27 protein-coding genes are annotated in these 25,929 nt (G+C 62.8%); 17 read left to right on the top strand and 10 right to left on the bottom strand.

Translation table 11 applies throughout. From position 1 onward, the window contains the following. The first annotated feature begins 43 nt into the window (after window positions 1-43). Both ABIB27_RS11030 and ABIB27_RS11025 read left to right on the top strand, forming a co-directional pair. A complete protein-coding gene (locus ABIB27_RS11030; RefSeq protein WP_354216300.1) occupies window positions 44-1,702 on the top strand; it encodes an amidohydrolase in 1,659 nt (552 codons plus the stop codon). 105 nt (window positions 1,703-1,807) lie between these two features. Further along, entirely contained in the window at window positions 1,808-2,551 is a 744-nt protein-coding gene (locus ABIB27_RS11025) for a polyprenol monophosphomannose synthase (protein ID WP_354216299.1), read from the top strand. A 179-nt stretch (window positions 2,552-2,730) separates the two neighbouring features. Here ABIB27_RS11025 and ABIB27_RS11020 read toward each other — a convergent pair whose 3' ends face one another. The 4 genes from ABIB27_RS11020 to ABIB27_RS11005 form a co-directional block, all read right to left on the bottom strand. Then, window positions 2,731-3,078: an RNA polymerase-binding protein RbpA gene (locus ABIB27_RS11020; RefSeq protein WP_354216298.1), complete on the bottom strand. Its 348-nt coding sequence runs from the start codon at window positions 3,076-3,078 to the stop codon at window positions 2,731-2,733. Between the two features lie 280 nt (window positions 3,079-3,358). Next, the gene (locus ABIB27_RS11015) at window positions 3,359-4,300 is read right to left on the bottom strand and encodes an SPFH domain-containing protein (RefSeq protein ID WP_354216297.1); all 942 of its coding nucleotides are present in this window, start codon (window positions 4,298-4,300) and stop codon (window positions 3,359-3,361) included. A gap of 56 nt (window positions 4,301-4,356) precedes the next feature. Further along, complete coding sequence (locus tag ABIB27_RS11010) at window positions 4,357-4,821, bottom strand: NfeD family protein (protein ID WP_354216296.1); 465 nt, start codon at window positions 4,819-4,821, stop codon at window positions 4,357-4,359. A 102-nt stretch (window positions 4,822-4,923) separates the two neighbouring features. Further along, window positions 4,924-5,823 (bottom strand): putative RNA methyltransferase, encoded by a 900-nt coding sequence (locus ABIB27_RS11005; RefSeq protein ID WP_354253884.1) that lies wholly within the window; start codon window positions 5,821-5,823, stop codon window positions 4,924-4,926. Window positions 5,824-5,920: 97 nt separating this feature from the next. On the opposite strand from ABIB27_RS11005, the gene ABIB27_RS11000 reads away from it, so the two are divergent. Further along, window positions 5,921-7,900, top strand: coding sequence for a S9 family peptidase (locus tag ABIB27_RS11000; protein WP_354253883.1), 1,980 nt, complete (start codon window positions 5,921-5,923; stop codon window positions 7,898-7,900). Window positions 7,901-7,912: 12 nt separating this feature from the next. Here ABIB27_RS11000 and ABIB27_RS10995 read toward each other — a convergent pair whose 3' ends face one another. Then, entirely contained in the window at window positions 7,913-8,578 is a 666-nt protein-coding gene (locus ABIB27_RS10995; RefSeq protein ID WP_354216293.1) for a peptide deformylase, read from the bottom strand. A 59-nt stretch (window positions 8,579-8,637) separates the two neighbouring features. Here ABIB27_RS10995 and ABIB27_RS10990 point away from each other — a divergent pair, with 59 nt between their 5' ends. Next, entirely contained in the window at window positions 8,638-9,069 is a 432-nt protein-coding gene (locus ABIB27_RS10990; protein ID WP_354216292.1) for a nuclear transport factor 2 family protein, read from the top strand. 19 nt (window positions 9,070-9,088) lie between these two features. Here the strand turns inward: ABIB27_RS10990 and ABIB27_RS10985 are convergent, their stop codons facing one another. Genes ABIB27_RS10985 through ABIB27_RS10975 form a run of 3 tightly spaced genes read right to left on the bottom strand, consistent with a single transcriptional unit; the run spans window position 9,089 to window position 12,147 of the window. Continuing rightward, window positions 9,089-10,231 (bottom strand): FAD-dependent oxidoreductase, encoded by a 1,143-nt coding sequence (locus ABIB27_RS10985; protein WP_354253882.1) that lies wholly within the window; start codon window positions 10,229-10,231, stop codon window positions 9,089-9,091. Beyond that, window positions 10,224-10,925 carry a class I SAM-dependent methyltransferase gene (locus ABIB27_RS10980; protein WP_354253881.1) on the bottom strand — a complete coding sequence of 234 codons (702 nt, stop codon included), beginning with the start codon at window positions 10,923-10,925 and terminating at the stop codon, window positions 10,224-10,226. The genes ABIB27_RS10985 and ABIB27_RS10980 overlap by 8 nt, the downstream gene beginning before the upstream one ends. 4 nt (window positions 10,926-10,929) lie before the next feature. Next, window positions 10,930-12,147, bottom strand: a complete 1,218-nt coding sequence (locus ABIB27_RS10975; RefSeq protein ID WP_354216288.1) for a type III polyketide synthase — start codon at window positions 12,145-12,147, stop codon at window positions 10,930-10,932. Between the two features lie 909 nt (window positions 12,148-13,056). On the opposite strand from ABIB27_RS10975, the gene ABIB27_RS10970 reads away from it, so the two are divergent. The 3 genes from ABIB27_RS10970 (at window position 13,057) to ABIB27_RS10960 (ending at window position 14,162) form a co-directional block, all read left to right on the top strand. Next, window positions 13,057-13,290, top strand: coding sequence for a hypothetical protein (locus ABIB27_RS10970; RefSeq protein WP_354216287.1), 234 nt, complete (start codon window positions 13,057-13,059; stop codon window positions 13,288-13,290). 73 nt (window positions 13,291-13,363) lie between these two features. Next, a complete protein-coding gene (locus ABIB27_RS10965; protein WP_354216286.1) occupies window positions 13,364-13,762 on the top strand; it encodes a DUF3054 domain-containing protein in 399 nt (132 codons plus the stop codon). A 118-nt stretch (window positions 13,763-13,880) separates the two neighbouring features. Continuing rightward, entirely contained in the window at window positions 13,881-14,162 is a 282-nt protein-coding gene (locus ABIB27_RS10960) for an Lrp/AsnC family transcriptional regulator (protein ID WP_354216285.1), read from the top strand. 69 nt (window positions 14,163-14,231) lie between these two features. Here the strand turns inward: ABIB27_RS10960 and trpD are convergent, their stop codons facing one another. Continuing rightward, window positions 14,232-15,290 carry an anthranilate phosphoribosyltransferase gene (gene trpD, locus ABIB27_RS10955; RefSeq protein WP_354216284.1) on the bottom strand — a complete coding sequence of 353 codons (1,059 nt, stop codon included), beginning with the start codon at window positions 15,288-15,290 and terminating at the stop codon, window positions 14,232-14,234. A 147-nt stretch (window positions 15,291-15,437) separates the two neighbouring features. On the opposite strand from trpD, the gene ctaE reads away from it, so the two are divergent. The 4 genes from ctaE (at window position 15,438) to qcrB (ending at window position 19,775) form a co-directional block, all read left to right on the top strand. Further along, the gene (gene ctaE, locus ABIB27_RS10950) at window positions 15,438-16,076 is read left to right on the top strand and encodes an aa3-type cytochrome oxidase subunit III (protein ID WP_354216283.1); all 639 of its coding nucleotides are present in this window, start codon (window positions 15,438-15,440) and stop codon (window positions 16,074-16,076) included. Window positions 16,077-16,163: 87 nt separating this feature from the next. Further along, window positions 16,164-16,952 (top strand): cytochrome bc1 complex diheme cytochrome c subunit, encoded by a 789-nt coding sequence (gene qcrC / locus ABIB27_RS10945; RefSeq protein WP_354216282.1) that lies wholly within the window; start codon window positions 16,164-16,166, stop codon window positions 16,950-16,952. A gap of 98 nt (window positions 16,953-17,050) precedes the next feature. Then, complete coding sequence (gene qcrA / locus ABIB27_RS10940) at window positions 17,051-18,121, top strand: cytochrome bc1 complex Rieske iron-sulfur subunit (protein ID WP_354216281.1); 1,071 nt, start codon at window positions 17,051-17,053, stop codon at window positions 18,119-18,121. Beyond that, on the top strand, window positions 18,099-19,775 hold the full coding sequence (qcrB, locus tag ABIB27_RS10935; protein WP_354216280.1) for a cytochrome bc1 complex cytochrome b subunit: 1,677 nt from the start codon (window positions 18,099-18,101) through the stop codon (window positions 19,773-19,775). Before qcrA ends, qcrB begins: the two co-directional genes overlap by 23 nt. Window positions 19,776-19,836: 61 nt before the next feature. On the opposite strand, the gene ABIB27_RS10930 is transcribed toward qcrB, so the two are convergent. After that, entirely contained in the window at window positions 19,837-20,628 is a 792-nt protein-coding gene (locus tag ABIB27_RS10930) for a GntR family transcriptional regulator (RefSeq protein ID WP_354216279.1), read from the bottom strand. Window positions 20,629-20,799: 171 nt separating this feature from the next. On the opposite strand from ABIB27_RS10930, the gene ABIB27_RS10925 reads away from it, so the two are divergent. The 6 genes from ABIB27_RS10925 (at window position 20,800) to ABIB27_RS10900 (ending at window position 25,862) form a co-directional block, all read left to right on the top strand. Further along, window positions 20,800-21,093 carry an HPr family phosphocarrier protein gene (locus tag ABIB27_RS10925; RefSeq protein ID WP_354216278.1) on the top strand — a complete coding sequence of 98 codons (294 nt, stop codon included), beginning with the start codon at window positions 20,800-20,802 and terminating at the stop codon, window positions 21,091-21,093. 119 nt (window positions 21,094-21,212) lie between these two features. Next, window positions 21,213-21,590 carry a DUF4158 domain-containing protein gene (locus ABIB27_RS10920; protein WP_354216277.1) on the top strand — a complete coding sequence of 126 codons (378 nt, stop codon included), beginning with the start codon at window positions 21,213-21,215 and terminating at the stop codon, window positions 21,588-21,590. A gap of 52 nt (window positions 21,591-21,642) precedes the next feature. After that, a complete protein-coding gene (locus ABIB27_RS10915) occupies window positions 21,643-22,566 on the top strand; it encodes a hypothetical protein (RefSeq protein WP_354253879.1) in 924 nt (307 codons plus the stop codon). Between the two features lie 74 nt (window positions 22,567-22,640). Next, the gene (locus tag ABIB27_RS10910) at window positions 22,641-23,885 is read left to right on the top strand and encodes a tyrosine-type recombinase/integrase (protein WP_354253878.1); all 1,245 of its coding nucleotides are present in this window, start codon (window positions 22,641-22,643) and stop codon (window positions 23,883-23,885) included. Beyond that, window positions 23,882-24,856, top strand: a complete 975-nt coding sequence (locus ABIB27_RS10905) for a tyrosine-type recombinase/integrase (RefSeq protein ID WP_354253877.1) — start codon at window positions 23,882-23,884, stop codon at window positions 24,854-24,856. Before ABIB27_RS10910 ends, ABIB27_RS10905 begins: the two co-directional genes overlap by 4 nt. Then, on the top strand, window positions 24,843-25,862 hold the full coding sequence (locus ABIB27_RS10900; protein ID WP_354253876.1) for a tyrosine-type recombinase/integrase: 1,020 nt from the start codon (window positions 24,843-24,845) through the stop codon (window positions 25,860-25,862). The genes ABIB27_RS10905 and ABIB27_RS10900 overlap by 14 nt, the downstream gene beginning before the upstream one ends. The last annotated feature ends 67 nt before the right edge of the window (window positions 25,863-25,929 follow it).

Genomic DNA, 25,929 nt, shown 5'->3' with positions numbered 1-25,929 from the left:
CGGCAGCCGGTGCTGTCCACCCCTACCCAGGAGCTTTACCCCGATGACCATTGATCGTTACACCGTGCCTGCCCCGCCCGAGCGCAAGGTGGTCCTGTACCGTAACGGCTCGGTGTACTCGGCCGCGGATCCGTTGGCCACCGCCATGGTGGTGGACGGCGACACCGTTGCCTGGGTGGGCTCCGAACAGGCAGCGTCATCCATTGCGGACTCGTCCATGGAGATCATCGACCTCCGGGGCGCGCTCGTGGCGCCGGGCTTTGTCGACTCCCATGTCCACCTGACAGAAACCGGCATTGCCCTGGATTCCCTGCAGCTTGGCGGGGTCCGTTCCGCCCGGCAACTACTTGATGCCGTGTCGGCTTCCCAAGGTAGCGGCCCGGTGCTCGGTCACGGCTGGGATGAGTCCACGTGGGACGACCCCACGCTGCCGGCAACTGATGAACTCGAGCGTGCCGCCGGCGGCCGGCACGTGTTTCTCTCCAGGGTGGATGCGCATTCGGCCCTGGTATCCTCCTCGCTTGCCACCGACGCCGGGCTTGCCGGCCTCGACGGCTATGCCGCCGGGGCGCAGGTATCGCGTGCCGCGCACACGGCAGCCCACCATGAGGCGCGGCGCCTCCCGGACGCCAGCCTCCGCGGGTTCCAGCAGCGGGCCCTCACCGAAGCAGCCGAGAACGGCTACGTGGCGCTGGCAGAGATGGCCGCCCCACATATTGGGGGAGTGCATGATCTTCGGCTTGCCGCTGCCTGGAACACCGCACCCGGAGAGGCTGCCGTGCCGGAAGTGATGCCGTACTGGGGCGAACTGGCCACCTCGGAGGAGCATGCCCGGCACCTGCTGGACGGCCTCGGCGTTCCAGTGCGCGGCCTCGCCGGCGACCTGAACATTGACGGTTCCCTCGGCTCCCGCACCGCGGCGCTGAGGTCCGGCTACAGCGACGCGGCCGGAGAGCGGGGCAGCCTGTATCTCACGGCAGCGGAGGCAGGTGCCCACCTTGCCGCCTGTTCACTGCTGGGCGTCCAGGGTGGCTTCCACGTTATTGGCGACGCCGGGCTGGACGCCGCGCTGGCGGCGCTGGAAATCGCTGCTGCGGAGGTAGGGGAGCAGCGGATCCGAGCTGCCGGTCACCGTTTTGAGCATGTGGAAGTGACAGATGCCAGCGCCGTCCAGCGACTGGCCCGGTACTCCGTCACAGTCAGCGCCCAGCCCCGCTTCGACGCCGTCTGGGGGAACGACGGCGGGATGTACCAGCAGCGCCTGGGCGGCCGAAGCCGGTCCATGAACGCATTTGCCTCATTCTATTCAGCCGGCGTTCCCATCTGCTTCGGCAGCGACAGCCCGGTGACGCCGCTGCGGCCCTGGTCGAGTGTGCGGGCCTGCCTGGAACACCACAACCACGACGAGCGGATCTCGGCGCGTGCGGCGTTCCTGGGCCACACCAGGGCTGGCTGGCGTGCGGCCAAGTATCACAACCCGATGGCCGGACAACTGGTTCCCGGCGCACCGGCCAGTTTCGCCGTCTGGGACGTTGAGGAACTGATGGTCCAGGTGGCGGACGGAAGGGTGCAGTCCTGGAGTACGGATCCGCGTGCCCGCACGCCCCTGCTCCCGGCGCTGGACACCGGCACAGACCCGGTTTGCCTGCAGACCGTCCGGGACGGCCACGAGCTATTTTCCAGTCCGGCCCTGCGTTCCTGATCCGAAGCGCAGGCCAGCGCCCTATAATGGGTAGTTGCGCCTGCCAGCCAGCAACTCTGCTGATTATCAGCCGCTCCGACTGCTCCCGTCCAGGAAAGGCCCCTTGTGCGCGTCCTCACCATTATTCCGACCTATAACGAGCTGGAATCGCTGCCCAAGACCCTCCAGCGCCTGCGGGCAGCCGTACCGGCCTCGGACGTTCTGGTGGTGGACGACAACAGCCCCGACGGCACCGGACACCTGGCGGACAAGATTGCTTCCGCTGATGCACAGGTCCATGTCCTTCACCGCAAGGGCAAGGAGGGCCTCGGAGCTGCTTACATTGCTGGGTTCAAGTGGGGCCTGGAGGCCGGTTACGACGTCTTGGTGGAAATGGACGCCGACGGCTCCCACCAGCCCGAACAGCTGCCCCAACTGTTGGAAGCAGTTGAACAGGGTGCCGACCTGGCCATGGGTTCCCGCTGGGTTCCGGGTGGCAGCGTGGTCAACTGGCCGCTGTACCGGCAGGCGATTTCACGCGTTGGCAGCACGTACGCGCGGCTGATGCTGGGGCTGAAGATCAAGGATGTCACCGGCGGCTACCGCGCCTTCCGGAGGTCAACCCTGGAAAAGCTCAATCTCGATCAAGTCGATTCAGTGGGCTATGGCTTCCAGGTGGACCTGGCGTGGCGTGTTGCCAAGATGGGCCTCAGGATCGAGGAGCGCCCCATCACGTTCGTTGAGCGTGAGCTGGGCGCCTCCAAGATGAGCGGCAACATTGTGGTTGAGGCCATGATCAACGTCACCAGGTGGGGCCTGCAGGCGCGCTGGAACAAGCTCATGGGCAAAAAAGCAGCGGCACAGGGCTAGCAGCTGGCCGCTCACAGCGGATCAGCATAGCTACGGGACTTACACACGTAACTTAGCGGAATTAACAAAGGACCGGCCCGGCAACGTGGATGACGTTACCGGGCCGGTCCTTTGCAATTCGTTCACTGCGCCGCGGTCAGTTCAGTACGCCGCTGGCAGTGAGGCTGGGGCCCCAAGGGTCAGGCGCTGCGCCGTTCACCGCGGCGTTCGCGCAGGATGGTCAGCCGGTCCTCAAGAATCTGTTCCAGCTCGGGGAGGGAACGGCGCTCCAGGAGCATGTCCCAGTGGGTACGGACAGCTTTTTCGTTGCTTGTGTCTGGACGTTCGCCATCAACCAGGAGCGCTTCCTTGCCGGTCTTGGAGACCCACACAGGAGGAATTTCAGCCTCTGAAGAGAACGTGACGAAGACCTGTTCGCCGTCCGCGCACCGGTATTCGACACGCTGACGCGGAGCCGGCTCGACGCCGGACTCGGTCTCCATGCTCTGCGCGCCAAGGCGCATACCCCGCAGGCTGCGATCGCTCATGTTTTCTCCCTCTGGTCGGTTCGCGGAGCAAGGCCCCACGCCAGCCGGCGCGACATAACCGCACCGAACTACTGTGTGCACTGTGCTGCATCATTAAATTCAACGCATTGCGAAGCATTCTTGTTCCAGCGGATCTGGTCCGACCGGACAAACACTCAATTATACCGATACGGATCCCTGCCGCCAAACGCCGGCGGTGGACCAGTGACGTACCTTACGGCAGGAGGCCGTGCCGCCTGGCATGGCGGGCACGGCCTCCTTGAAACTGGCTGAGTCAGGCTCAGGGCTGCTTGGCGGGTTCCTCATCAAAGAGCCTGCCGCCGGCCCGCGGATCAGGATTGGTGCCGCCGAGTGCGTTGCCGATGCCCTTGAGTGCTTCCCCGACTTCGCTGGGAATGATCCACAGCTTGTTGGAAGATCCTTCGGCCAGCTTGGGAAGCGTCTGCAGGTACTGGTACGCCAGCAACTTCTGATCAGGATTTCCCTTGTGGATCGCGTCGAAGACCTTTTGGATGGCCTGCGCCTCACCGTCCGCACGGAGGATGGCTGCCTTGGCGTCACCCTCTGCCGCGAGGATCGACGCCTGCCGCTGGCCTTCGGCCGTCAGGATGGCTGACTGCTTGGTCCCCTCCGCGGTGAGGATCGCAGCGCGGCGGTCGCGCTCGGCCCGCATCTGCTTCTCCATCGAGTCCTGGATCGAGTGGGGCGGGTCAATCGCTTTCAGCTCGACGCGCGAGACGCGGATGCCCCAGCGGCCGGTGGCCTCATCCAGGACTCCGCGCAGCTGACCGTTGATCTGGTCGCGGGAAGTAAGGGCCTCTTCGAGGTTCAAGCCACCAACGACGTTACGCAGGGTGGTGGTGGTGAGCTGCTCCACAGCCTGGATGTAGTTGGCGATTTCGTACGTGGCCGCACGTGGATCGGTGACCTGGAAGTAGACGACGGTGTCGATCGAGACCACCAGGTTGTCTTCGGTGATGACCGGCTGGGGCGGAAAGGACACCACTTGTTCCCTGAGGTCAAGGAGCGGCAGGAGCCGGTCCACAAACGGGATCAGGATGGTGAGTCCGGGGTTAAGCGTGCGCTGGTATTTGCCAAGCCGCTCCACCACGCCAGCCCTCGCCTGCGGAATAATCCGCACCGAGCGGACCAGAACAATTATCACGAACACGATCAGCACCACCAGCACAATGGCCAAGGCGACTCCTCCTGCGTTATCCATACTTCTCCCTATCCCCAATTATTCGGCTGTATCCAAAACGGTTGGTGTCGTTGCAGCTACGACGGGTCTGCTTGCTCCGGCGGTGCGGACACAACGGCCGTGGCGCCGTCGATGGCGGAGACCACTGCCTTCTGGCCCGCGGGCAGTACAGCGCCGGCGGACCGGGCACTCCACACGTCGCCGCCGATCTTCACCAGGCCGCCCGTGGAGCTGACTGCTTCCATGACGAGTGCCTGCTCGCCGATCAGCCGGTCCACATTGGTGCGCTGTTCGGCGGGTCCCTTTTTCAGATGGCTGAGGGCCACCGGGCGGACAAAGGCGATCATGAGCAGGGACACCACGCAGAAAACAACGGTCTGCAGCCACAGGTCAGCGCCGGCAAAGTCCGCCACAATGGCCGCGAGCGTCCCGCCTCCCAGCATGATGAAAAACAGGTCAAGGGTGATCATCTCGATCACCGCGAACGCGAGGAAAGCTGTGAGCCAAAGGGCCCACCAGTTTTCGCCGAGCCATTCAAACATTCCGTCCCCCTTGACCCTCCGGCAGCTGTCTATTCATCCTAGTCCGCCTAGAAGCTGGACGGCAGGGCGCCGGGAAGAGGGCAGTTGAACGTGGCCAAGTCGTTACGCTGCGGGCCCCACCGGGCGAAAGACCGTGATCCTGAACAGGGCATCTACCGCGGAGGTAGGATCCGGTTTGTCCGGATCTCTGTCCAGCCTGGCGGCAATTGCTGCCCTGTCCAGGTGATGGCCAGCCGGACCCATAAAGGCCAGGTCAGCCATTTCCCCAGGTGTGAGCCGCATGTGGATGTCTACATCCCGAGAGGACTCCGGCACGAAATGGCCGCCCAGGGACTCGGCCAGCCTGGCGTCCTTCTCGTCTTCAATGGCCAGCATCCCCGTCCGGGTGGCCAGCGAGCCCAGGTGTCCCGCGCGGGGCGTCACCACCACCAGCCGGCCGTCGGGACGCAGGACCCGGGCGAATTCTGCGGCGTTGCGGGGCGCAAAGATCACCGTGACGACGTCGACGGCGGCGTCCGCCACGGGGAGTTGCTGCCACACATCGCAGGCGAGGTTGACGGCTTCCGGGTTGAGCCGGGCAGACCGCCTCAAGGCGAATTTGGAGATGTCGAGTGCGACGGCGGTGTACTCGCCGGTGACCCGTCTGACGTCGTCGAGCACTATCCGGAGGTAATGGCCCGTACCGGTTCCCGAATCGAGGACAGTGAACGGCGATCCGGGGAGAACCCTGGCAACGACAGCGGCTGATACGGCGTCCGCCAAGGGACGGTAGTGACCGGCAGCGAGAAAATTGAAACGGGCCGCCACCATGTCCGCAGAGTCAGCTTCAAAAACAGTTCCCTTACCGACCAGGAGATTGAAATAGCCCTGCCTGGCCGCATCGAAGCTGTGCGCTGCTCCGCACATTAGGGAGCGGTGGGCAGCTTCGCCGGTGATGTTGGCTACCTTCAGGTGGTCACCGCACAGCGGGCAGCGCAGCGGAGGGGGCGCGGATGATGGCATACGCACCATCTTAGGGCGGCACCCACGCCAGGCTCTCAGCGCATGGGCGAGGGGTTGCTGTTCGTCGGGGGAATAGCCGCAGGTTAGGCTCACGTGGGTGAAGCCCGAACACCTCCCGCTGCTTAATTCCGTTTCGCCACCGGCAGTCCATCCGGACGGTAGCCGCGCTGCGGTGTCGGTGACCAAACCCGATTTCAACGCTGATGCCTATGTGGGCCAGCTGTGGAACGTACCGTTGGACCAGGAGAAGCTGCCGCGGCGGATCACGAGGGGCTTCCGGGACACCGCCCCCGCCTTCTCACCCGACGGACTGGTACTGGCCTTCCTCCGGACGGACGGGCCGAAGTCGAAGGCGCAGCTGTGCGTGGTGGAGGCCGACGGCGGCGAACCGCAGGTCATCACCGACAGGCTTCTCGGCGTCGAAACATTCTCGTGGTCCCCTGACTCACACCGGATCGTTTACAGCTCCCGCGAGCCGGAGGCCGGCCGTTACGGCACCGTCGAAGGCGTCGCGGCGGAAGCGGAAGAGCCACGCCTGATTTCCACATACCAGTACAGGCTCAATGGCGTGGGCTACACCCGCGACAAGCCCCGGCAGCTGTTCCTGGTGGAGGTCCCTGAGCTCGGTGGCGAGCCTGCGGCGCCGCTGCCGGATGGCCGGCAGCTCACGTCGCTCGCCACGGATGTTGGCAGCGGGACCTTCAGCGCCGACGGGTCCGGCGTCTATTTTTCCGCACTGCCGGACGACGACGGGCTGGCCTCCAGCATTTACAGAGTGCCCGTCACAGGAGGGGACCCTGTAGCAGTTGACGTGGGTGCATCCACGAAGCAGTCAGTGCTGGATGTCCGCGAATCCAGGGACGGCCGATGGCTGTTGTATATTGCGCGGGAACTCGGCGTCTCGGGCACTGACTTCGTTGCACGCAACGCCGTGCTCTACTGCATGCCCGCAGGGGGCGGCAGGCCGCTTCCGTTAACGGACCCGGAGATGATGGACGTCGCCGCCCCCGGCAGCCGGATTGAACTTCGCGGTCCGGACCGTGCCCTGGTACTGAACAATGCACAAGGGACGGTGGAACTCCTCGAGCTGGGCGCAACGGGTGGCCATACGCTTCTGGTGCATGGGGACAGAGACGTAACCGGCGCCGCCTGGGCGGGCGGTTCCCTGTTCGTGTCATTTGCCGACCCCTCTACCCACGGGGACCTCGCAGCGCTCTACGACGGACAGTTGCGGATTCTGACAGACTTTTCGGCCAACCTGCGGACCATGACGGAGATCGTTGTGCCGCAGGAACTCACCTTTGACGCGGCCGACGGCTATCCCGTCCATGGTTGGCTGGTCCGGCCGGCAGGCAAGGGACCGCACCCTGTCCTGTTGAACATCCATGGAGGTCCGTATACCCAGTTCACGGTGGCACTGTTCGACGAGGCCCAGGTCTATGCAGAGGCCGGGTATGCCGTGCTGATGTGCAATCCGCGCGGCTCCGCTGGCTATGGCCGGGACCACGGGCTGGCCATCAAGGGCCGGCTTGGCACAGATGACATGCAGGATGTCCTGGCGTTCCTCGACGGCGCCCTGGCGAAATTTCCAGTGCTCGATGCCGGGCGCCTGGGCATCATGGGCGGCTCGTACGGCGGCTTTCTCACCGCGTGGACCATCGCGCACCACCACCGGTTCGAGGCGGCCATCGTGGAGCGGGGATTCTTGGACCCGGTCAGTTTCGAAGGCTCAGCGGATATTGGCTGGTATTTCGGCGGGGAGTACCTGGGCCTGTCCGCGGAGGCCTTTGCCGCCCAGAACCCGCTCGGACACGCGTCCAAGGTACAGACACCAACCCTGGTCATCCACAGCGAAAACGATCTCCGCTGCCCGATGGAACAAGGCCAGCGCTACTACACCGCGTTGAAAAGACAGGGGGTGGAAGCCGGCTTACTGATATTCCCCGGTGAGGACCACGAACTCTCCCGGTCAGGACGGCCGTTGCACCGCCGGCAGCGGTTTGAGCACATCCTGAGCTGGTGTGCCCGGTTCCTTCCCACAAAAGCGAACCCCACGGAGGTTCCGCCGCCCGGGTGACCCTCTGACGGGTCAGGGATTCTCAGGGAGGAAACCGAGTGAGGCCCGAGCTTTGGCGATTCCCGGTTCCGCCCAGTTGGCAGCGTATTCAGCGTTGGAGCTCAAAGACCTCAGCTCGGCTCTGTCAACGTACAGGGTGCCGTGCAGGTGATCGGTTTCGTGCTGCACAATCCGGGCCTGCCAGCCCCCAAATTCCTGCTCCGCGGCCAGTCCATCAGGCGTTTCGAACCGAAGCAACACACGTTCGTGGCGCACCACCACAGCCTGCAGGCCGCTGAGCGAGAGGCAACCCTCAAAGAACGCCGCAGTCTCTCCGCCGAGGGGTGTGTGGTGCGGGTTGAGGACGGCCAGGAAGTCCAGAGGGCTGCGGTGCCGGACGGCAGCCGCCCCCGGATCGACGTCGAACTTGTCCTCGAGGACCGCCAGCTGGAGCGGGATCCCGATCTGTGGCGCGGCCAGTCCAACGCCCGGTGCTTCGTGCATGACCCGGCGCATGAGGGTTATCAGCTGTTCGAGTTCGGCGGCGCTGATCTGCCCGTCGAAGGCGGCGGCGTGCTGGCGGAGCACGGGGTGCCCGGCCTGCACGATGGGGGGCAAAGTACCAGCGGCGAGGATCTCCTGGACCCGCTCCCGGATGTGCGCTGGGGTGGACAACGTCGGCGTCGATACAGCGGTCATGGGGAAAGCCTAGCCGCGGGAGAACGGCGGCGTCGGCCGGTTCGGCTACTGTCGATGCCATGGCAGAACTGATTTCGGCGGAACCCGCAGCGCTCGAACGCGTCCTGGAATTTGTCAGGACGCTCGAGGCCGGAGGCGGCGGCGAGGCCATCCGGCGCTTCCTTTCAGCCGATTTTCGCCTCGTCGAGGCGCCGCATCTGCTCGCTCCGGAAGGGTCCACCCGGACTTTGGATCAGGTGCTTGCGGGTGCCGACCAGAGCGGCGAAGTGGTGGCGGACCAGAAGTTCGACATCCGGCGCACAACCTGCGAAAGTGGCCGCGTTGTCCTCGAGGCCGACTGGTCGGCAACAATTCTGATGGATCTGAAGTACTGGAATGCCGGCGAGACCATCCGGGCCCGGACCTCATCAGTCTTCGAGGTCCGGGACGGCCTGATTGTCAGCCAGGACAGCTATGACTGCTACTTCCGGAGCCCCGGACCCGGGGGCTGACGGCGTGTTGCCGGGGCAGTCACTGCATGGTGAACCGCCGGGCCACCAGCCTGTTCGCGGCCGGAAGTCCCGCCACCGCGCCCATGGCCAGATTCCGCAGGCCCAGGAACGCCGGAGCCAGGGGCCGCCCCAACGACATGTTGACCTCGGCTTGCCGGCGCGCCAGAACTGCGGCCCGGCTGCGGCGGACAGCGTAGTCCTGGAGGCGCCAGCCGACCTGGCTGCCCGATAGGGATGCACAAATGATCGGCGCAAGCTCCGCTGCATCGAGCCATCCGAGGTTCATGCCTTGGCCGCCAATGGGGCTGATCTCATGGGCAGCGTCGCCGATGAGCACGGCCCGGCCAGCTACCAGCCTGCACGCCGTGGTTGACCGTGGGGTGAACGCACTCAGCATGGTGTTGGTGGCCGGATCAGGCCGGACACCCGTGCGCTGATATACGAGCCGCGACAGCTCCCCGGCGTCCAAGCCATGCGCCGGGCTCCCCATCCTGACCACCCAGCGCCGCACTTTGCCCGGAAGGGGAAAGGATTCCACTATTCCACCGGTCTCGAGGTACAGCACCGCCTCCTCGCTGTGGTCACAATCCGCTGCGAAATCACCCATCACGTAGTGGTCAGGGTAGGACTTCGAGAGCACCGGGATATCCAGCAGGCTTCGCATCAGTGACCGTGCCCCGTCCGCGGCGACGAGGAGACGCGCGGTGATTTGGCTGCCGGAGCCGTCCTCCTCCGGGGCTGCAAGGGCGACGGTGACCAGGCCGCCGTCGTCCGTTACTTCCATAACCCGGGTTCCCCGGCGCAGAGCGGAAGCGTCCAGATCGTGCACACGCCGCTCCAATACTGATTCCGTCATGAACTGGGGGAGGGACAGGACGAACGGAAAGGAGTCTGAAACGGTGGCGAAGGACATGGAGCCAACAGTCCTGCCGTGGCTGACTGCAGTGCCGCTGCGGATCTGCACGCCGGCACCCACCATGGCCGCGGCCACGCCTACGCTGTCCAGTGCGTTGAGGGCCGGTGGATGAATTCCAATCGCCCGGGAATGGTTTTCCCGCTGGTGGCGCTGTTCGAGGACCCGGACCGACACGCCCTCCTGAAGGAGCAACGCCGCGAGGTAGAGGCCCACCGGTCCGCCGCCCACGATCACCACGTCAAACATCGGACTGGACGGGGCGGTGCACGAGGACCTGGTGGAACGGCGCATGGCGCTGCACGCACCAGCCCGGGGGAGTGGCTGCGGTGAGTTCGGCAGGTGTGTAGCTGCGCCGGATGGAGACCAGTCCGTCGGCACGGATGAATGAACCACGGAACGGCAGTGCTGCGAGCCAGAACAGGCCGTAGGCGGCCATGCTTCGGCGCAGGTCATTGTGCAGGCAAAGCTGACGTGCCAGTGTCTGGGAGTCTGTGAGCAGCCGTGTGAGGTCCGCCGGCGGCAGGTGATGGATGACGTGGTTGGAGATCACGACGTCGAACCGGCGGCCGTCGCGGACCAGGCCGCTGCTGTCCGCCTGCAGGAAGCTCACACTAGGGTGGTGCGGACGGCGGCCTGCAAAGCCGTAGGCCCTGGCGTCAGGGTCGGTGCCGGTGATTTCGAGGATCAGCTTGTCCTTCTGGGACCACTGCGCGAGCAGTCGCGCGAGGTCGCCTCCGCCGCTGCCGATGTCCAGGACAGTGGTTATGGTCCCTGGTGAGAGCAGGGGTCGCAGTTCCTCGACATAGAGTTTCCGCCAGCCGGAAAAGAGCCAGTTGACCAATCCGAACTGCCGGTAAGTCTGTTCGAGTTTCTGCGGATCGCAGTCCAGCGCGTCCATCAGTTCCACCGCTTCGGACTCCCGCTGCCGCATCAGCAACATGGGCTCAGGTCCGGGAGGGGGCCGCCGCCCGGCCCTGAAGCGGTTCCCCGGACCGCACGCTTGCGGGTTCAAGGTCTGGCGCCGGCCCGCCCGCTTGGCGGAGCTTGGTGAAGAGGCCGGTTTCCACAGTGAGTCCGGGGCCGAAGGCCATGGAGCAGATGCGTTCGACGCCGTCCGTTAGCGGCTGCTCCAGGATGTGTTTGAGGACAAACAGCACGGTGGCGCTGCTCATGTTGCCGAACTTTCGCAGCGTTTCCCGGGCGGGTACCAGCTGCCGGTCCGTGAGTTCGAGCCGCGTTTGGACCTTGTCCAGGATGCTTCGGCCGCCCGGATGAATGGCCCAGTGGCGGATGTCTCGGTAGGGGAGTCCGCGGAGCGAGGGGTCCCGGGACAGGAGTGGTTCGAGGGCGCCGATGATGTGGCCATCGATGATGTGCGGCACGTAGTTGCCGAGGACCATCTCGAAGCCGTGATCACCGATGTTCCAGGCCATGGACTCTTCGCCCACGGGAGTAAGCACGGTTTCGAAGTGGTCCAGCTGGAGCAGGGCGGGTACATCCGGAGCGTTCCGGGCAGTGACGACAGCGGCGGCGGCGCCGTCGGCAAACAGCGCCGAACCCATGATGGTGTCCGGATCGTTGGACGTCCGCACGTGCAGGGAACAGAGCTCGGCACAGACCACCAGCACAACGGCCTGCGGATCTGCCTCGCAGAACGACTTAGCGGCCCGCAGTGCCGGGAAGGCTGCGTAGCAGCCCATGAATCCGAGGTGGTACCGCTGCACGGCAGGGTCAAGCCCCAGCGCACGGACCAGCTTATAGTCAGGACCCGGGTTGAAGAACCCGGTGCAGGAGACGGTAATAACGTGCGTTATGTCAAGTAAAGTCAGATCCGGGCAGGCGTCCACGGCAGCCTGCGCGGACTCAATGAAGAGCTTGGTGGCCTGCTCGGCGAAGATCTCGTTCCGCGCCTTCGTGGTGGGGTTCAGCAGGAGGCCTGTGTCCGGATCAAAGAACTGTGGATCGTCTGCGCGGAATGCCATGGTCATTTCTTCGACCGCCGTGTGGCGCGTATCGATGGCCGCTGAGTCGAAACAGGTATTCACCAGCCTGGAACCCAGCCTGGTCAGCCCTGGCTGGGCTGCGAAAACATCCCGGGCCTCGGCCTGGATCAGCACAGTCGGCGGAACAGCAGTTTCCAGTGAACGCAAGTAGACCGTCATTGGTTCATTGTTGGCGAGCACCGGAGTTAAGACAATGGCCATCCTTGCCGGAACCGGTCCTGGTGGGCCGCAGGACGTCAACGACGAGCCAAACGCCATCCTTGGCGAACGCACTGCGGAACCGAAGTATTTAGACCCACTTCCCACCTCTTCGAAAAACGCCGATAATCTACATTATGTCAAGTAGCGCTCAGCGTATCTCATCAGATAAATCATTTAGGCCCTCTCCCGCGGAATTCGGCACCATCGAGGGCCGAGAGCGGCTAGTGACCCGTTTCCAGGAGTCCGCGAAAGAGTATCTGGCAGTGGACGCCGGCCCATATCGATAAGTTCTTTGGGGATTTGCGCAGCGTAAGGCACACACCCCGTCCAGGTCTGTTTCGACTGGAACACAGCGGTCCAGGCACAAGCTGCCGAGTCTGCTCGCGGCGATGTTGTCGACGGTAACCCACTGCTGGACTGTGAGTTTTCGCATGGCGCCAACCGAACCCGCTCGCGAGCTCAACGGGCGCCACTCTTGTAGCGCTGGCCCGGGCGTGCGCGGTGTTGGTCAATGGCAGGAATCCTCGTTTCAAACGCCGACAGCCCGAGAACCTGATAAGAACGCGCCCATCGAGACACCCCATTAACAAACCCGGCGCGTCATCCGCCCTTGCCACTCCCCCAGATGGCTTGTGAACTCCGCGCTCGGCACGCGCGAGCCCGGAGGCCAAACCACTTCGGATTTCCCTGCCCGGGACAGATTGGACTCCTACTGGCGGGCAGGTAGCCAGCCTGAGAAAGTCGAGTACGTCCTACGCATGTGTGCAATGACTTTGTCTCCTAATCTTTTGACACTGCGGCACGCGGGGACGTCAGCTTCCCACGAACAGCGGGGAGGTCAGGTTCTGGCTCTTTTGAGGACGTCATATGCTGAATTCGCTTATCCCCCAGGCACGCGAGGTTGCGCTGCGCGAAGCCCCGGGAAGGCCTGTAGTCATGCTCAGTCCGGTCCCTGTCAAAGTACGCTCCATCATCGGCAACGCCCTGGCCTATACGGTCACTCACATTCTGGTTGAGTCATATGATGGCGGGGAATACGCCGTAGGGTGGGAGGCCAGCTGGCTGGTGCGCCGGGCTCCTGAAGACTCTCCCGGCAAATAGCTGGCCTGTGAAATTCGAATAATTGACCTTCCTCATGCGACGTTGACGATGCCGCGGCGTTAGGCTCGAAACCATGATTCCTTCCAGCCAGCAGCCCGCAGTCTCCAGCGCCCGCCGGGCCGTCATCATTGCGGCGTTGACTGACGCGGTCCTCATCCTTGTGTTCGCCTCCATCGGCCGAGACGCGCACCAACGTGGTGACGTCGTTACGGGAGTGTTCCTGACCGCATGGCCGTTCCTGGCCGGTGCCGCCCTCGCCTGGCTTACAGCCCGGGCCTGGCGGCGACCGCTGACCATGCCAACGGGGGTTGTGATCTGGTTGGGGGCCGTTGCGGGCGGCATGATCCTGCGGGCACTGACAGGCCAGACCGTGGTGTTCGCATTCATCATAGTGACGCTCCTGAGCCTGGGCGTGTTCCTGGTTGGCTACCGGGCTCTCCTGGCACTGGCGGCCAGGCTTAGAAAGTCCTGACACTACCCGGCCCGGGCGGCCTGGATGAGGCTGCCACCGAAGATGCCATGTAATAGGCTGACATCACCACAGAATCCTGCCGTATTACAGCGGCTAACAGATCCGGAAGGATTGAAAAGTGATCACCGCATTCGTTCTGATCAAGACCGACGCCGCACACATCCCGGAAACCGCCGAGGAGATTTCCGCGATCCAGGGCATCAGCGAGGTCTATTCCGTGACCGGCGAATGGGACCTGATCGCCGTTGCCCGGGTGCCACGTCACGAGGACCTTGCCGACGTTATCGCCGACAAACTCTCAAAGGTTCCGGCTGTGGTCCACACCACCACACACATCGCCTTCCGTGCATACTCCCAGCACGATCTCGATGCCGCCTTCGCCCTGGGCCTCGAGCAGTAGGACTGCTGCCAGGCAAAAGGGGCGGGCCCGGCTGAAATGCCGGGCCCGCCCCTTTTGCCTATGAATGCATTACGGCCGGGTCAGTGATACCCATTTATCCAGGACCGCATCGGCGGCACCGGAATCTATGGACTCTGCGGCCCGGGCCAACGCCGAACGCATGCGGTCGAGGAACGGACCTTCCGCCGTCGCATCGAATGCCACCAGGCCGGCGGCTGCGTTGATCAGCACTGCGTCCCGCGCGGCTCCCGCCCTGCCCGCCAGGACGTCACGCACGACGGCGGCGTTGGCCTGGGCGTCTCCGCCACGGAGTTCTTCCACTGTTGCGGGACGGATCCCCAGCTCGGCCGGCGAGAAGATAAGTTCGGTGACGGTGCCGCCACGGATCTCCCAAACAGTGGAAGGTCCCGTGGTGGTCAGCTCGTCCAGCCCGTCGCCGCCCCGGAAAACCAGGCCGCGGCTCCCCCGCTGCGCCAGCACGCCGGCAACCAGCGGAGCCATCCGCGCATTGGCCACTCCGACGGCTGAGGCCTGGACAAGCGCCGGATTCGTCAGGGGTCCCAGGAAATTGAAGGCAGTAGGGATCGCAAGTTCTTTGCGGGGTACTGCCGTGTGGCGGAAAGAAGGATGGAATACCTGGGCGAAGCAGAAGGTGATCCCAGCTTCCCCCGCGTTCCGGGCAACCTGCTCCACCGGGAGGTCGAGCCTGACCCCCAATGCCTCCAGCACGTCAGCTGATCCGGAGGAGGACGATGCTGCACGGTTGCCGTGCTTCACGACCTTTGCCCCGGCGCCGGCCGCTACCAGGGCGGCCATCGTGGAGATGTTGACTGTGTTCAGCTGGTCCCCGCCGGTCCCCACAATGTCCAGCTTCTCGCCGGGAATGCTGATGGGCGTGGCATGGCGCAGCATAGCCTCCACCAGCCCCGAAATTTCGTCCACGGTTTCACCTTTGGAGCTAAGTGCCACCAGGAACCCCGCTATCTGGGAGGGCGTCGCCTCCCCGGACATGATTCTGTCCATGGCCCACGCGGTGCTGTCCGCTGTGAGGTCGGTGCCATTGATGAGCGCTGAGATGAGCCGGGGCCACGTGTTGCGGTCATCCGGCGCGGTTGCCTGAGAAGTCACTTCCTGATGCTATCGAGCCACCCATGCCCTGACCAATGTGAAGGTGCCCGGGAACTTTTCCCAGTGATTTCGCGTCTTTGTAGAAAAAGTCCCCCGAAAAGGCGGTTTGCGTTGGGAAGTACGGACTTTTATAGACATAATGTCTATGTGACATCTGCGACCCATGCCCCCAGTACCCCGGCGCACCCCACGCTGAACCGCCCCAACATGGTTTCTGTCGGAACCGTTGTTTGGCTGTCCAGCGAGTTGATGTTCTTCGCCGGTCTCTTCGCCATGTACTTCACACTGCGCTCTACGAGCGGTCAGATGTGGGCCGAAGAGACAGCCAAGCTCAACTTCCCGTTTGCGCTAGTTAACACCATCGTCCTCGTGGCCAGTTCCTTTACTTGCCAGATGGGCGTCTTCGCCGCCGAACGGCTGCAGCCCCGAAAGACGGGCGGACGCTTGCAGCTCTCCCGTTGGGGGATGAATGAATGGTTCACCCTGACGTTCATCATGGGCGCATTCTTCGTCGCAGGCCAGGCCACGGAATACGCCTTGCTGGTTTCAGAGCACGTTTCGCTCTCCTCCAACGCCTATGGCTCAGCGTTCTACATCACCACCGGATTCCACGGCCTGCACGTTATTGGCGGCCTGGTAGCCTTCCTCTTCATCATCGGACGCTCGTTCGCAGCGAAGAAGTTTGGCCACTTTGAAGCAACGTCGGCAATCGTCACCTCCTACTACTGGCATTTTGTGGATGTTGTCTGGATCGGCCTCTTCCTGGTCATCTACGTACTGAAGTAGTCAAGCTTTGATTACTTTTCTACAAGAGGCAGAATTTCAAGAAGCGGCTCACGGAGCCGGCGCAGGATCGAATAAAGGAACCACCACGTGAAGGCTCTCTCGCAAAAGCGGCGTCACCCACTCGCAGTTATAGCGCTGCTCCTGATGGGACTACTCGTCACTGGTGGGCTCTATGCCGTTGCCACCACTGTCAACGAAGCCAAGGCGTCCACCACCAGTTACAGCTCAACTGACACCGCCGAAGGCAAGAAGCTCTTCGAGGCGAACTGCGCAACCTGTCATGGAATGGGCGCCAGCGGCACCCAGGCTGGACCAGCATTGGTGGGCGTAGGCGCAGCCGCGGTTGACTTTCAGGTCGGAACCGGCCGCATGCCGATGCAGATGAACGGACCCCAGGCTTACAAGAAGCCGGCCCAGTTCAATGACGAGCAGACCCACCAGCTTTCAGGTTACGTTGCTTCCCTGGGAGCAGGCCCGGCAATTCCTGAAGAAGGCCTGTTGGACCAAAAGGGCGATGCTGCAGCAGGCGGCGAGCTTTTCCGCGTGAACTGCGCCATGTGCCACAACGCAGCTGCCGCTGGCGGTGCGCTGACGCGCGGCAAGTTCGCTCCTGCACTTGCCGATGTTTCCGGCAAGCACATCTACGAAGCCATGGTCACGGGACCACAGAACATGCCTGTGTTCAATGACGCGAACGTAAGGCCCGAAGGCAAGCGCGACATCATCACCTTCCTGAAGCAGATCGAAGCCAACGGCTCGCCCGGCGGCGCTGACCTGGGCGCACTTGGACCGGTCTCTGAAGGTCTCTTCGTCTGGATCGCAGGTCTTGGTGTCATTATCGCCTTCACGATCTGGCTGACATCCCGAACGTCCTAGGGCACCGGGATCCCTAAGAACTTCTGCTGCCCAGTCAGCAGTTTTAAATTGAAAACTAACCCGGCAGACGCCGGGACGAGAGAAGGATGAGGCGAATTATGGGCAACCATAGTGACGGCAGTCCGAACCACTCGGGCACCGTAGCTACGGCTGGTCAGAATGAGGTGGAGAAATTCCAGGATCCTGGACTTCCCCCGCATCGTTTGCGCCTGGCTGACACGGACCCGACGGCCGCCAAACGGGCAGAACGGCAGGTAGCCATACTCTTCGGCATCTCCGTTGTTGGCACCCTGATCTTCCTGGTGGCGTACTTCGCCATCGATCTGGGCGAAGGGGCGGGCATTGCCACGATCCGCCTGCAGAACGCCCTCCTGGGGCTTGGCACTGCCTTCGCCATGCTCGGCATCGGCACCGGCATTGTGCACTGGGCCAAGGCCCTGATGCCGGACCACGAAGTCTCGGAGGAGCGCCACGCGATCCGAACCGAAGAGGACCGCCAGGCCGCAGTGCGAATAGTGGATGACATTGTGGAGGAGACCGGCATCAAGCGCCGCCCGCTCATCCGCAACACCCTCCTCGGAGCCGTTGCTTTGGCACCACTGCCCGCCATCGCGGTTTTTGGTGACCTTGGTCCCCGTCCGGACAAGGCACTCTCCCACACCATGTGGGCTCCCCAGGAGGGCAAGCGCAAGCGCCTCACCCGGGACCCTGACGGCACCCCCATCAAGGCCTCCGATGTCACGATGGGCTCGGCCTTCCACGTCATACCTGAAGGCCTCAACGGACTGCACGAGGGCAAGCTCAACGAAAAAGCCAAGGCTGTTGTGCTTCTTATGCGTCTTGATCCTGCGTCCCTGAATCCTTCAGCAGGGCGCGAGGACTGGAGCTATAACGGCATTGTTGCCTACTCCAAGATCTGCACCCATGTCGGTTGCCCTGTTGCCCTCTATGAGCAGCAGACGCACCATCTGCTGTGCCCGTGCCACCAGTCCACCTTCGACCTCACACAAGAGTGCAAGGTGATCTTTGGCCCGGCCAGCCGGCCCCTCCCCCAGCTGCCCATCGCGGTGGATGACGAGGGCTACTTGGTCGCAACCAGCGACTTCAAAGAACCTGTAGGACCGAGTTACTGGGAGCGTGATGAGCATGAGCGCAGCATCAACAGCTGAAGCCCCCGCCTTCGTAGCCAAGACTAAGGCCGGACGCATCACTGATTTCGTTGACGCCCGGGTCGGCGGTTCAGGCATCCTCCGTGAGTTCGGGCGCAAAGTCTTCCCCGACCACTGGTCATTTATGTTCGGTGAAGTGGCGCTCTACTCCTTCGTCATTCTGCTGCTGTCAGGCACCTTCCTGACGTTCTTCTTCGATCCGTCCATGGCTGAGACCCAGTACGCAGGTTCCTACGTACCGTTGAAAAACGTCGAAATGTCCGTGGCGTACAGCTCCTCCCTGAATATCTCCTTTGACATCCGCGGCGGGCTCTTTATGCGCCAGGTGCACCACTGGGCGGCCCTGCTGTTTGTGGCTTCCATCGCCGTGCACATGCTTCGTGTCTTCTTCACCGGAGCCTTCCGCAAACCGCGTGAAATGAACTGGGTCGTTGGCAGCGTCCTCTTGATCCTCGCCATGGCAGCGGGCTTCACCGGCTACTCCCTCCCCGATGACCTGCTTTCCGGCAACGGCCTGCGAATCATCGACGGCGTCATTAAGTCCATACCCGTGGTCGGCACCTACATCTCGTTCTTTCTCTTCGGAGGCCAGTTCCCTGGCACCGCAGTGATCGGCCGACTGTACATGCTGCACATCCTGCTCGTGCCCGCGCTGATCCTGCTGATGATCGTGCTCCACCTCTTCATGGTGGTCGTACACAAGCACACCCAGTACCCCGGCCCTGGCCGCAACGATGGCAACGTCGTCGGCTACCCACTGGGCCCGGTATATGCGGCGAAGGCAGGCGGATTCTTCTTCATCGTCTTCGGTGTGATCGCCCTGATGGCGGCCTTCTTCACGATCAACCCGATCTGGAACTACGGCCCCTATGACCCCTCCCCCGTCTCCGCCGGTACCCAGCCCGACTGGTATATCGGATTCGTGGACGGCGCCCTACGCCTGATGCCCGGTGTTATCGGTGACTTCCACTTCGAGTACGTCATCTTCGGTTACACCCTCACGCTGAACGTTCTCCTGCCAGCCCTCGTGCCGGCTGGAATCCTGTTCACTGTCATGTTTATGTACCCGTGGATCGAAAGCTGGATCACCAAGGACACCCGGGAACACCATGTTCTGGACCGTCCCCGGAACGCACCAACACGCACCGCCATCGGCGTTGCAGGCTTCGTCTGGTACTGCGTTATGTGGGCTGCCGCCGGTTCGGACCTCATCGCCACGCACTTCCACGTCTCCCTGAACGATGTGACGTACTGGCTCCGGACCCTCTTCTTTGTTGGCCCGATTATCGCGTTCGTCGTCGCCAAGCGTGTAGCCCTGGCTCTCCAGCGCAAGGATCGGGAGATCGCACTTCACGGCCGCGAGACCGGCCGCATCGTACGTCTGCCGCATGGCGAATTCATCGAAGTGCACGCACCCCTTGACGAGTACAAGCGCTACAAACTGGTGGGGTTCGAGTCGCCTGCTCCGCTGGCGGCCGTTCCCAATGAAAACGGTATCGTGACCACCAAGGAAAAGCGGCGCGCGTTCCTGTCCAGATGGTTCTTCGAGGACCGCGTTGCACCTGCTACGCCCGCCGAGTTGGAGGCCGCCCACGGCCATCATGCTCCCCCGGCCGTGGAAGCGGCTGAGGAAAGCAAGAGTCTCAGCCACTGACAGCAGTTCAGCTCCAACGGGAAAGGCCCGGTCCAAATGGACCGGGCCTTTCCCGTTGCCGCTATTGGCTGCGGTATCCCGAAGAATGGTTCCGGGCCGTTCGTGCTCCGGGTCGTTGTAGTGGAACCCAAAGCTTGTAGCGGTCCGCCCGGTAGTACGAAACGGAGTAGTCCACCATGGCGCGCGCCACGAATGCGTGCCGTTGAATCTTCAGCAGGGGCGTCCCGACATCGACATTCAGAAGGCGTGCCGTGGAGGGTGAAGCTGCCGTGGCCTCAATCATGTCCTCGCCCCATTCCATCACCAAGCCGAACTGCTCGCTCAACACGTTGTAGAGGGAGGTGGGAGGCTCGCCATCCAGTAGCCCAGGTACGCGCTGGGCGGGGATAAAGTTCTCATCAACGCTCATGGGCTCGCCGTCGGCCAGCAAGAGCCTCCTGAAGCGGACCAGGGGTGTCCCCTCCTCCACCTGCAGTTCACGGGCCAAAAATGCGCTGGCCCCGATTTGCTCAAAGCTAAGGACTTTAGCAGCCGGGACCATCCCACGGCGCTGCATCTCCTCGCTGTAGGACGTGAGTTTGACCTGGAGGTCCAGTTTCGGCTTCCGAACGAAGGTGCCCAGGCCCACCACACGTTCGATGACTTCTTCCCCAACGAGGGCGTCAATAGCCTGGCGGACGGTCATGCGCGCAAGGCCGAACCGGACGGCAAGATCGCGTTCCGACGGTAGACCGGAACCTGGCGGACATGACGCACTGATGTAGGCCCGCAGGATCTCCCGGAGCTGGATGTAGATGGCTACACCACTTGTGCGGTCAATGTCGCCGCGGATTCCCGCGGCATTAGAGGCCACGGAGTGCCATCACTGCTTCGCTCGTCACGTTCCTATCTTAAACCAACCTTCGAGAGGTCTGGACCAGCGGACGAAGGCACCGCTCGTTTAGCGGCGGGGACGGGGGCCAGCTATATTGGATTGAGATTTTTCAGCAGGTGGCGGTGCGGCCGTCGGGATAAAGGAGACGCTTTGCCAGTTCACAAGGCCGTGGTTTCGGCTTCGATCGGATTGCATGCCCGTCCCGCGGCGGAATTCGTTCGGGCGGTGACGGCTACGGGTCTCGCCGTCACCATCCGTTGTGCAGGAATTCAGGGCGTCGACGCCAGATCACTGCTGGAGGTTATGACAGCTGATTTCCCCTTCGGCTGCGAGGTGGAGCTTTCAGTCCTGGAAAGCTCCCTCGAAGGCCCGTCCGGACACGAAAAAGCCGAAGACGCCCTCCTTATGCTTGCTGCGCTTCTTGAGGCGCAGGGGGGCGCCTAGGGGCTCTCAGCGCAGATAAGGAAGGCGCAGCGCCCACGGCGTAGGCCCGGTCCTCCTGAACGTGTCGTGAGCCGCCAAGTATGTAGCGGTGCGGCGCCTGTTTGTGTGATCGTGGTCGAGTGAATCCTGGACTTATTGAGGGCTGGACATTGGTCGGGCGCGATTTGGACCTGCTTGGCCAGAAACCTGGCCCCACACGGCTGGGCTTCGCTCTGTTGCTGAAGTTTTTCGAGATCGAAGCGAGATTCCCGAGTGGACCAGAGGAATTCGATCCCGCGGCGGTGGCCTATGTTTCTGAGCAGGTCGGAGTTCCGGCGGAAGGCCTTGTTTCGTATATGTGGACCGGTCGGACAATCGAGCGTCATCGCTCCGATATCCGATCAGTGTTTGGTTTTCGTGAGTTCACCTCCGCTGATGAGGCCCGGCTGGCGGGCTGGTTGGCGGAGCGGGTTTGTCCGTCGGAAGTTCGTGAGTCTGCGCTTCTTGATGCTTTGTAGTCCCGGTGCCGTCAGGAGCGGATTGAGCCGCCGGGGCGTGCGGGCAGGATAGTTGGTGCTGGCCGGGCCTTGTTTGAGCAGCGCCTTTTGTGCTGATGTCCTCACGGTTTTGGGGCAGGACGGCGCTGTTGGCCTGGAAGCTCTCGTCGCTGACGGTGCAGCGGGTTCTCTGTTGTCGGTGTTGAAGGCTGATCCGGGCCCGGCTGGTTTGGAGTCGTTGCTGGCGGAGGTGGAGAAGCTCTCAGCGGCCCAGGGATTGGACTTGCCGTCGGACTTGTTTGCCGGGGTGTCGGAGAAGGTCGTGAGCGCATGGCGTGCCAGGGCGGCACGGATGTATCCATCGGATTTTCAGGGCGCCACGCGGCCGGTGCGCTTGACGCTCTTGGCGGCGTTGTGTCATCAACGCACCGCGGAGATTGTTGACAGCCTAATGGATCTGTTGCTGGTCCTGGTGTTGAAGATCAATACCAGCGCGGTGAAGAAGGTCGAGAAAGAACTGACCGAGGATCTGCAAAGGGTCCGCGGGAAAACGGCATTGCTGTTCAAACTGGCCGAGACAGCGGTTGCATGCCCGGATGAGACGGTCCGGAAGGCCGTGTTCCCCGTGGTGAGCGAGAAAACCCTGCGGCAGCTGGTCCAGGAAGCAAAAGCCAACGAGAGCGTGTTCCAGGGCAAAGTCCGGACCGTGTTGCGTGGTTCGTACTCGAATCATTACCGGCGGATGCTGCCAGCACTGCTGTCCGTGCTGCGGTTCCGGTGCCACAACACGGCATTCCGTCCCATGATGGATGCCATCGCATTGCTGAAACGGTACGCGGATGCTGGAAGCAAGAACCAGTTCTTTGCCGCCGACGAGCCGGTTCCGGTTATTGGTGTGGTGCCCAAGTCCTGGGAAGGTGCCGTCCGGGATGATTATTCCGAGGATTCCGTTATCCCGGGTTTCCGCCGGCATCCCAACGCTCACCGGGTTTCTTGAGTCCATACTCGGGATAACAATCCGGGACTACGCTGACTCACCCCTGTTTGTTTTCACATAGAGGTGAGGAAGAAATGAAGATCCCCATTGATGAGCTGGTCGAGATGTCCGACACCGAGCTCCTCAAGCTCAATCATGCGCCCTCGACGTTGATGCAGTATCGGTGGGCGTGGCACCGGTTCGAGGTGTTCTGTTCCGAACAAGGAATCACCGCGCTCACCGACGAAGCCTTGGCATCCTATGTGCGGTTCCTGGCCACGGAACGCACCGAGGGCCGGTTCAAGGAGTGGAAATACAAGCTCCTGCGCAAGTCGGCCTTGGTGCTTTCGGAGGTCCAGAAAACCGGGACGTATAGGTGGAAGCTCTCCAAGCACACGCGGCCGAACGATGCGCTCAATGAGGTGTTTCGCCCGATTCAGGAGCAATTCGAAGCGTGGCTGGCCCGCCAAGGACTGGCCCAAGCCACAAAAGACCTGCGGGCAACCGTTGGACGCAGTGCGTTGGCATCATGGCAAAAGCAAGGTGCTACCGGTTCTCAAGACTTGACTGGCGCAGATGTGGCTTTGGCACTGGTTTCCCTGGCCGAAAGCTACCAGCCAGGCAGCATGAGCACGGTGCTCAGTGCCGTCCGGGTGCTCTGTCGTTTCCTTGAGGAGACCCAGGGCTGCTCGGGTCTCTCCAGGGCAGTTCCGAGCAGTGCTTCACGACGCGTGAGGCATGTTTCCGTGCTGCCAGCCGAGCAGGTCGAGATGCTCACGAATTCGCCCGACCCGGATACTGTCACCGGAATCCGTGACCGTGCCATGCTCCTTTTGGGAGCGCGCACGGGGTTGCGCCCCGTCGACATCGTCGCCCTGCGCCTGCAGGATATCGACTGGCGGCAAGGACACCTCACCCTGGTGCAACACAAGACGGGAGCCGTGCTGAGACTGCCGCTTTTGGCCGACGTCGGAGAAGCCATCGCCGACTACCTGCTGCACAACAGACCCACCGGCGGGAACGATGAGCACGTGTTCCTGCGGTCACAAGCCCCGTACGTCGCCTTGGCGCCCTTGAACAGATTGCACCACATGGCGGCCGGTGCCTTCGCCCGGGCAAGGCTCGGTTCCCAGCCCGATATGGGCCACGGCTTTCGGGTGCTGAGGTCATCCTTCGCCACCCGGATGCTCGAACGCGGTACACCGCTGCCCGTAATCTCCGGGGCCCTGGGCCACCGGGGAATTTCCTCGGCCAAGCACTATCTTTCCGCCGACGAAGAGCGTATGCGGGAATGCTGCCTTGATTTCAGTGGGATCGAGCCGACCGGGCTGAAACCATGAGCACGTTCATCAGCGGCTTGGCACCTCATATCCAAGGCCTCCTGGATCTCAAGCATGCGATGGGACTGCCCTATAACACCTCGGAACGTCATTTGGTGTCCTTCGACGAGATGTGTGCTCGGGACTTTCCGACAGCGCCCACACTGACCCGGGAGATGGCCATGGCTTGGGTCGTGAAGCATCCAGCCGAGCATGTCAACGGCCAGCTCAAGAGAGTCACCTCCATCAGGCAACTCGCCAAGCACATGGCCTCGCTGGGAATCGAGGCCTACATCATCCCGACGGGCGTTCCCGGACGTCGGGTTCATTACCGTCCGCATATCTTCTCCCACCAGGAGTTGCGGGCGCTTTTTGTTGCCGCCGACGCGATCAAGGCTTCGCCGATTGGTGGCCAGCGGCAACTGATCATTCCGGTGGTGTTCCGGATGATTTATTGCCTGGGCCTGCGCCCGGGAGAGGCGAGGAGGCTTCACCGCCACGATGTCGACCTGGCCCGTGGTTCGGTGCTGATCCGTGAATCCAAGGGACACAAGGACCGGATGCTGTTCATGTCAGCGGACCTGCAGAAGTATTGCCGCCACTACGATACCGCCATCAGTCCCTTCCACCCGGACCGGATACCGTTCTTCCCCAACCACCAGGGACATTTTTACAGCAACGCAATCCCTGACTGTTGGTTCCATGAGCTTCTGTCCGCCGCCGGCCCGCTGATCGCGGCATCTCCCGAGTCCCCTCCGCGGCCCTACGATCTGCGCCATGCCCATGTGATCGAACTGATCAACCGGTGGGTGCGCGCCGGGCGGAACCCGGAAGCGCTCGTCGCCTATCTGAGCCTTCATCTGGGGCACAGCAATACGGAAGACACCTGGTACTACTTCCATCTGGCCGCCGATTTCCACCCCGACCTGCGCGGCCTTGCCAATGCAACCATTGAATCCATGTTCCCGGAGGCACACCATGAAATCCGATGAATTCTTCGCCCTGGTCCGCCGCTGGATGACGATCCATCTGCCCCTGTCACGCAGGCTCAGCCCCCACACCATTCGTTCCTACAAGACGGCCTTGAACACCCTGCTGGCGTATCTGGGTGAAACCCGGCACCTGAAGCTGGAGCAGGTCGGCTTCGAGGCGATCACCCGCAACAGCATGTCCGAGTTCCTGTCCTGGCTCATGGACGTCCGACAACTGAGCGCCACGACGGCAAACCAACGACTGGCGGCCATCAAGTCCTTCCTGTCGTACTGCGCCGGAGAAGACCCCGCGCTTGTCGCGATCTGGCTGGACATCAAAAAGGTGCGCCCCGCCCGGGCACCTGAGCTTGCCCCCGATGCGCTGAGCATGCCCGCGGTTGAGGCACTGATCCGGGCGCCGGGACAACACACCAGCCGCGGACTGCGCGACACCACAATGATCCTGCTGCTCTTCGACGCCGCGGCGCGCATCCAGGAAGTCCTTGACCTGAGGCTCGGCGACGTGAACACCACCCCGGGAATCGGCCAGGTCACACTCACGGGCAAAGGGCGCAAGACACGCACCCTTCCCATCATGGACAAAACCGGGCGCCACCTGGAGCAGTATCTGGACGTATTTCACCCCGGTGCCCGCGCCCCGGAAACGCTGTTCTTCTACACGGGCCGGGCGGGCCAGCACCACCAGATGAGCCAGGACAACGTCACCTACCTGCTGAACAAACACGCAGCGGTTGCCCGGGTGAATTCTCCGGATCTTCCCGAAAAGATCCACGCCCACCAGCTTCGGCACGCCCGTGCCATGCAGATGCTGCGCGCCGGCGTGCCCCTGCCCCACATCAAGGAATTCCTTGGCCACGCGAACATCGCCACCACCAGCATCTACGCATCGGCCGACAACCAGATGGTCCGCGAAGCCATCCAAAAGGCAGCCGGCACCACAACGGACCTCGCCCCGATCTGGAAAGGACCCGATGACCTGATCCTCCGTCTCGCCGGCCTCAAATAGTTATCCCGAGTATCGGGTGCAAGAAACCCGGTGAGCGTTGGGATGCCAGCGGAAACCCGGGATAACG

The sequence above is a fragment of the Arthrobacter sp. UYEF21 genome, assembly GCF_040546085.1.
In the GTDB taxonomy this organism is placed as follows: domain Bacteria; phylum Actinomycetota; class Actinomycetes; order Actinomycetales; family Micrococcaceae; genus Arthrobacter.
Note: the sequence above shows the minus strand (reverse complement) of the source record. Positions and strands in the feature narration are given on the sequence as shown.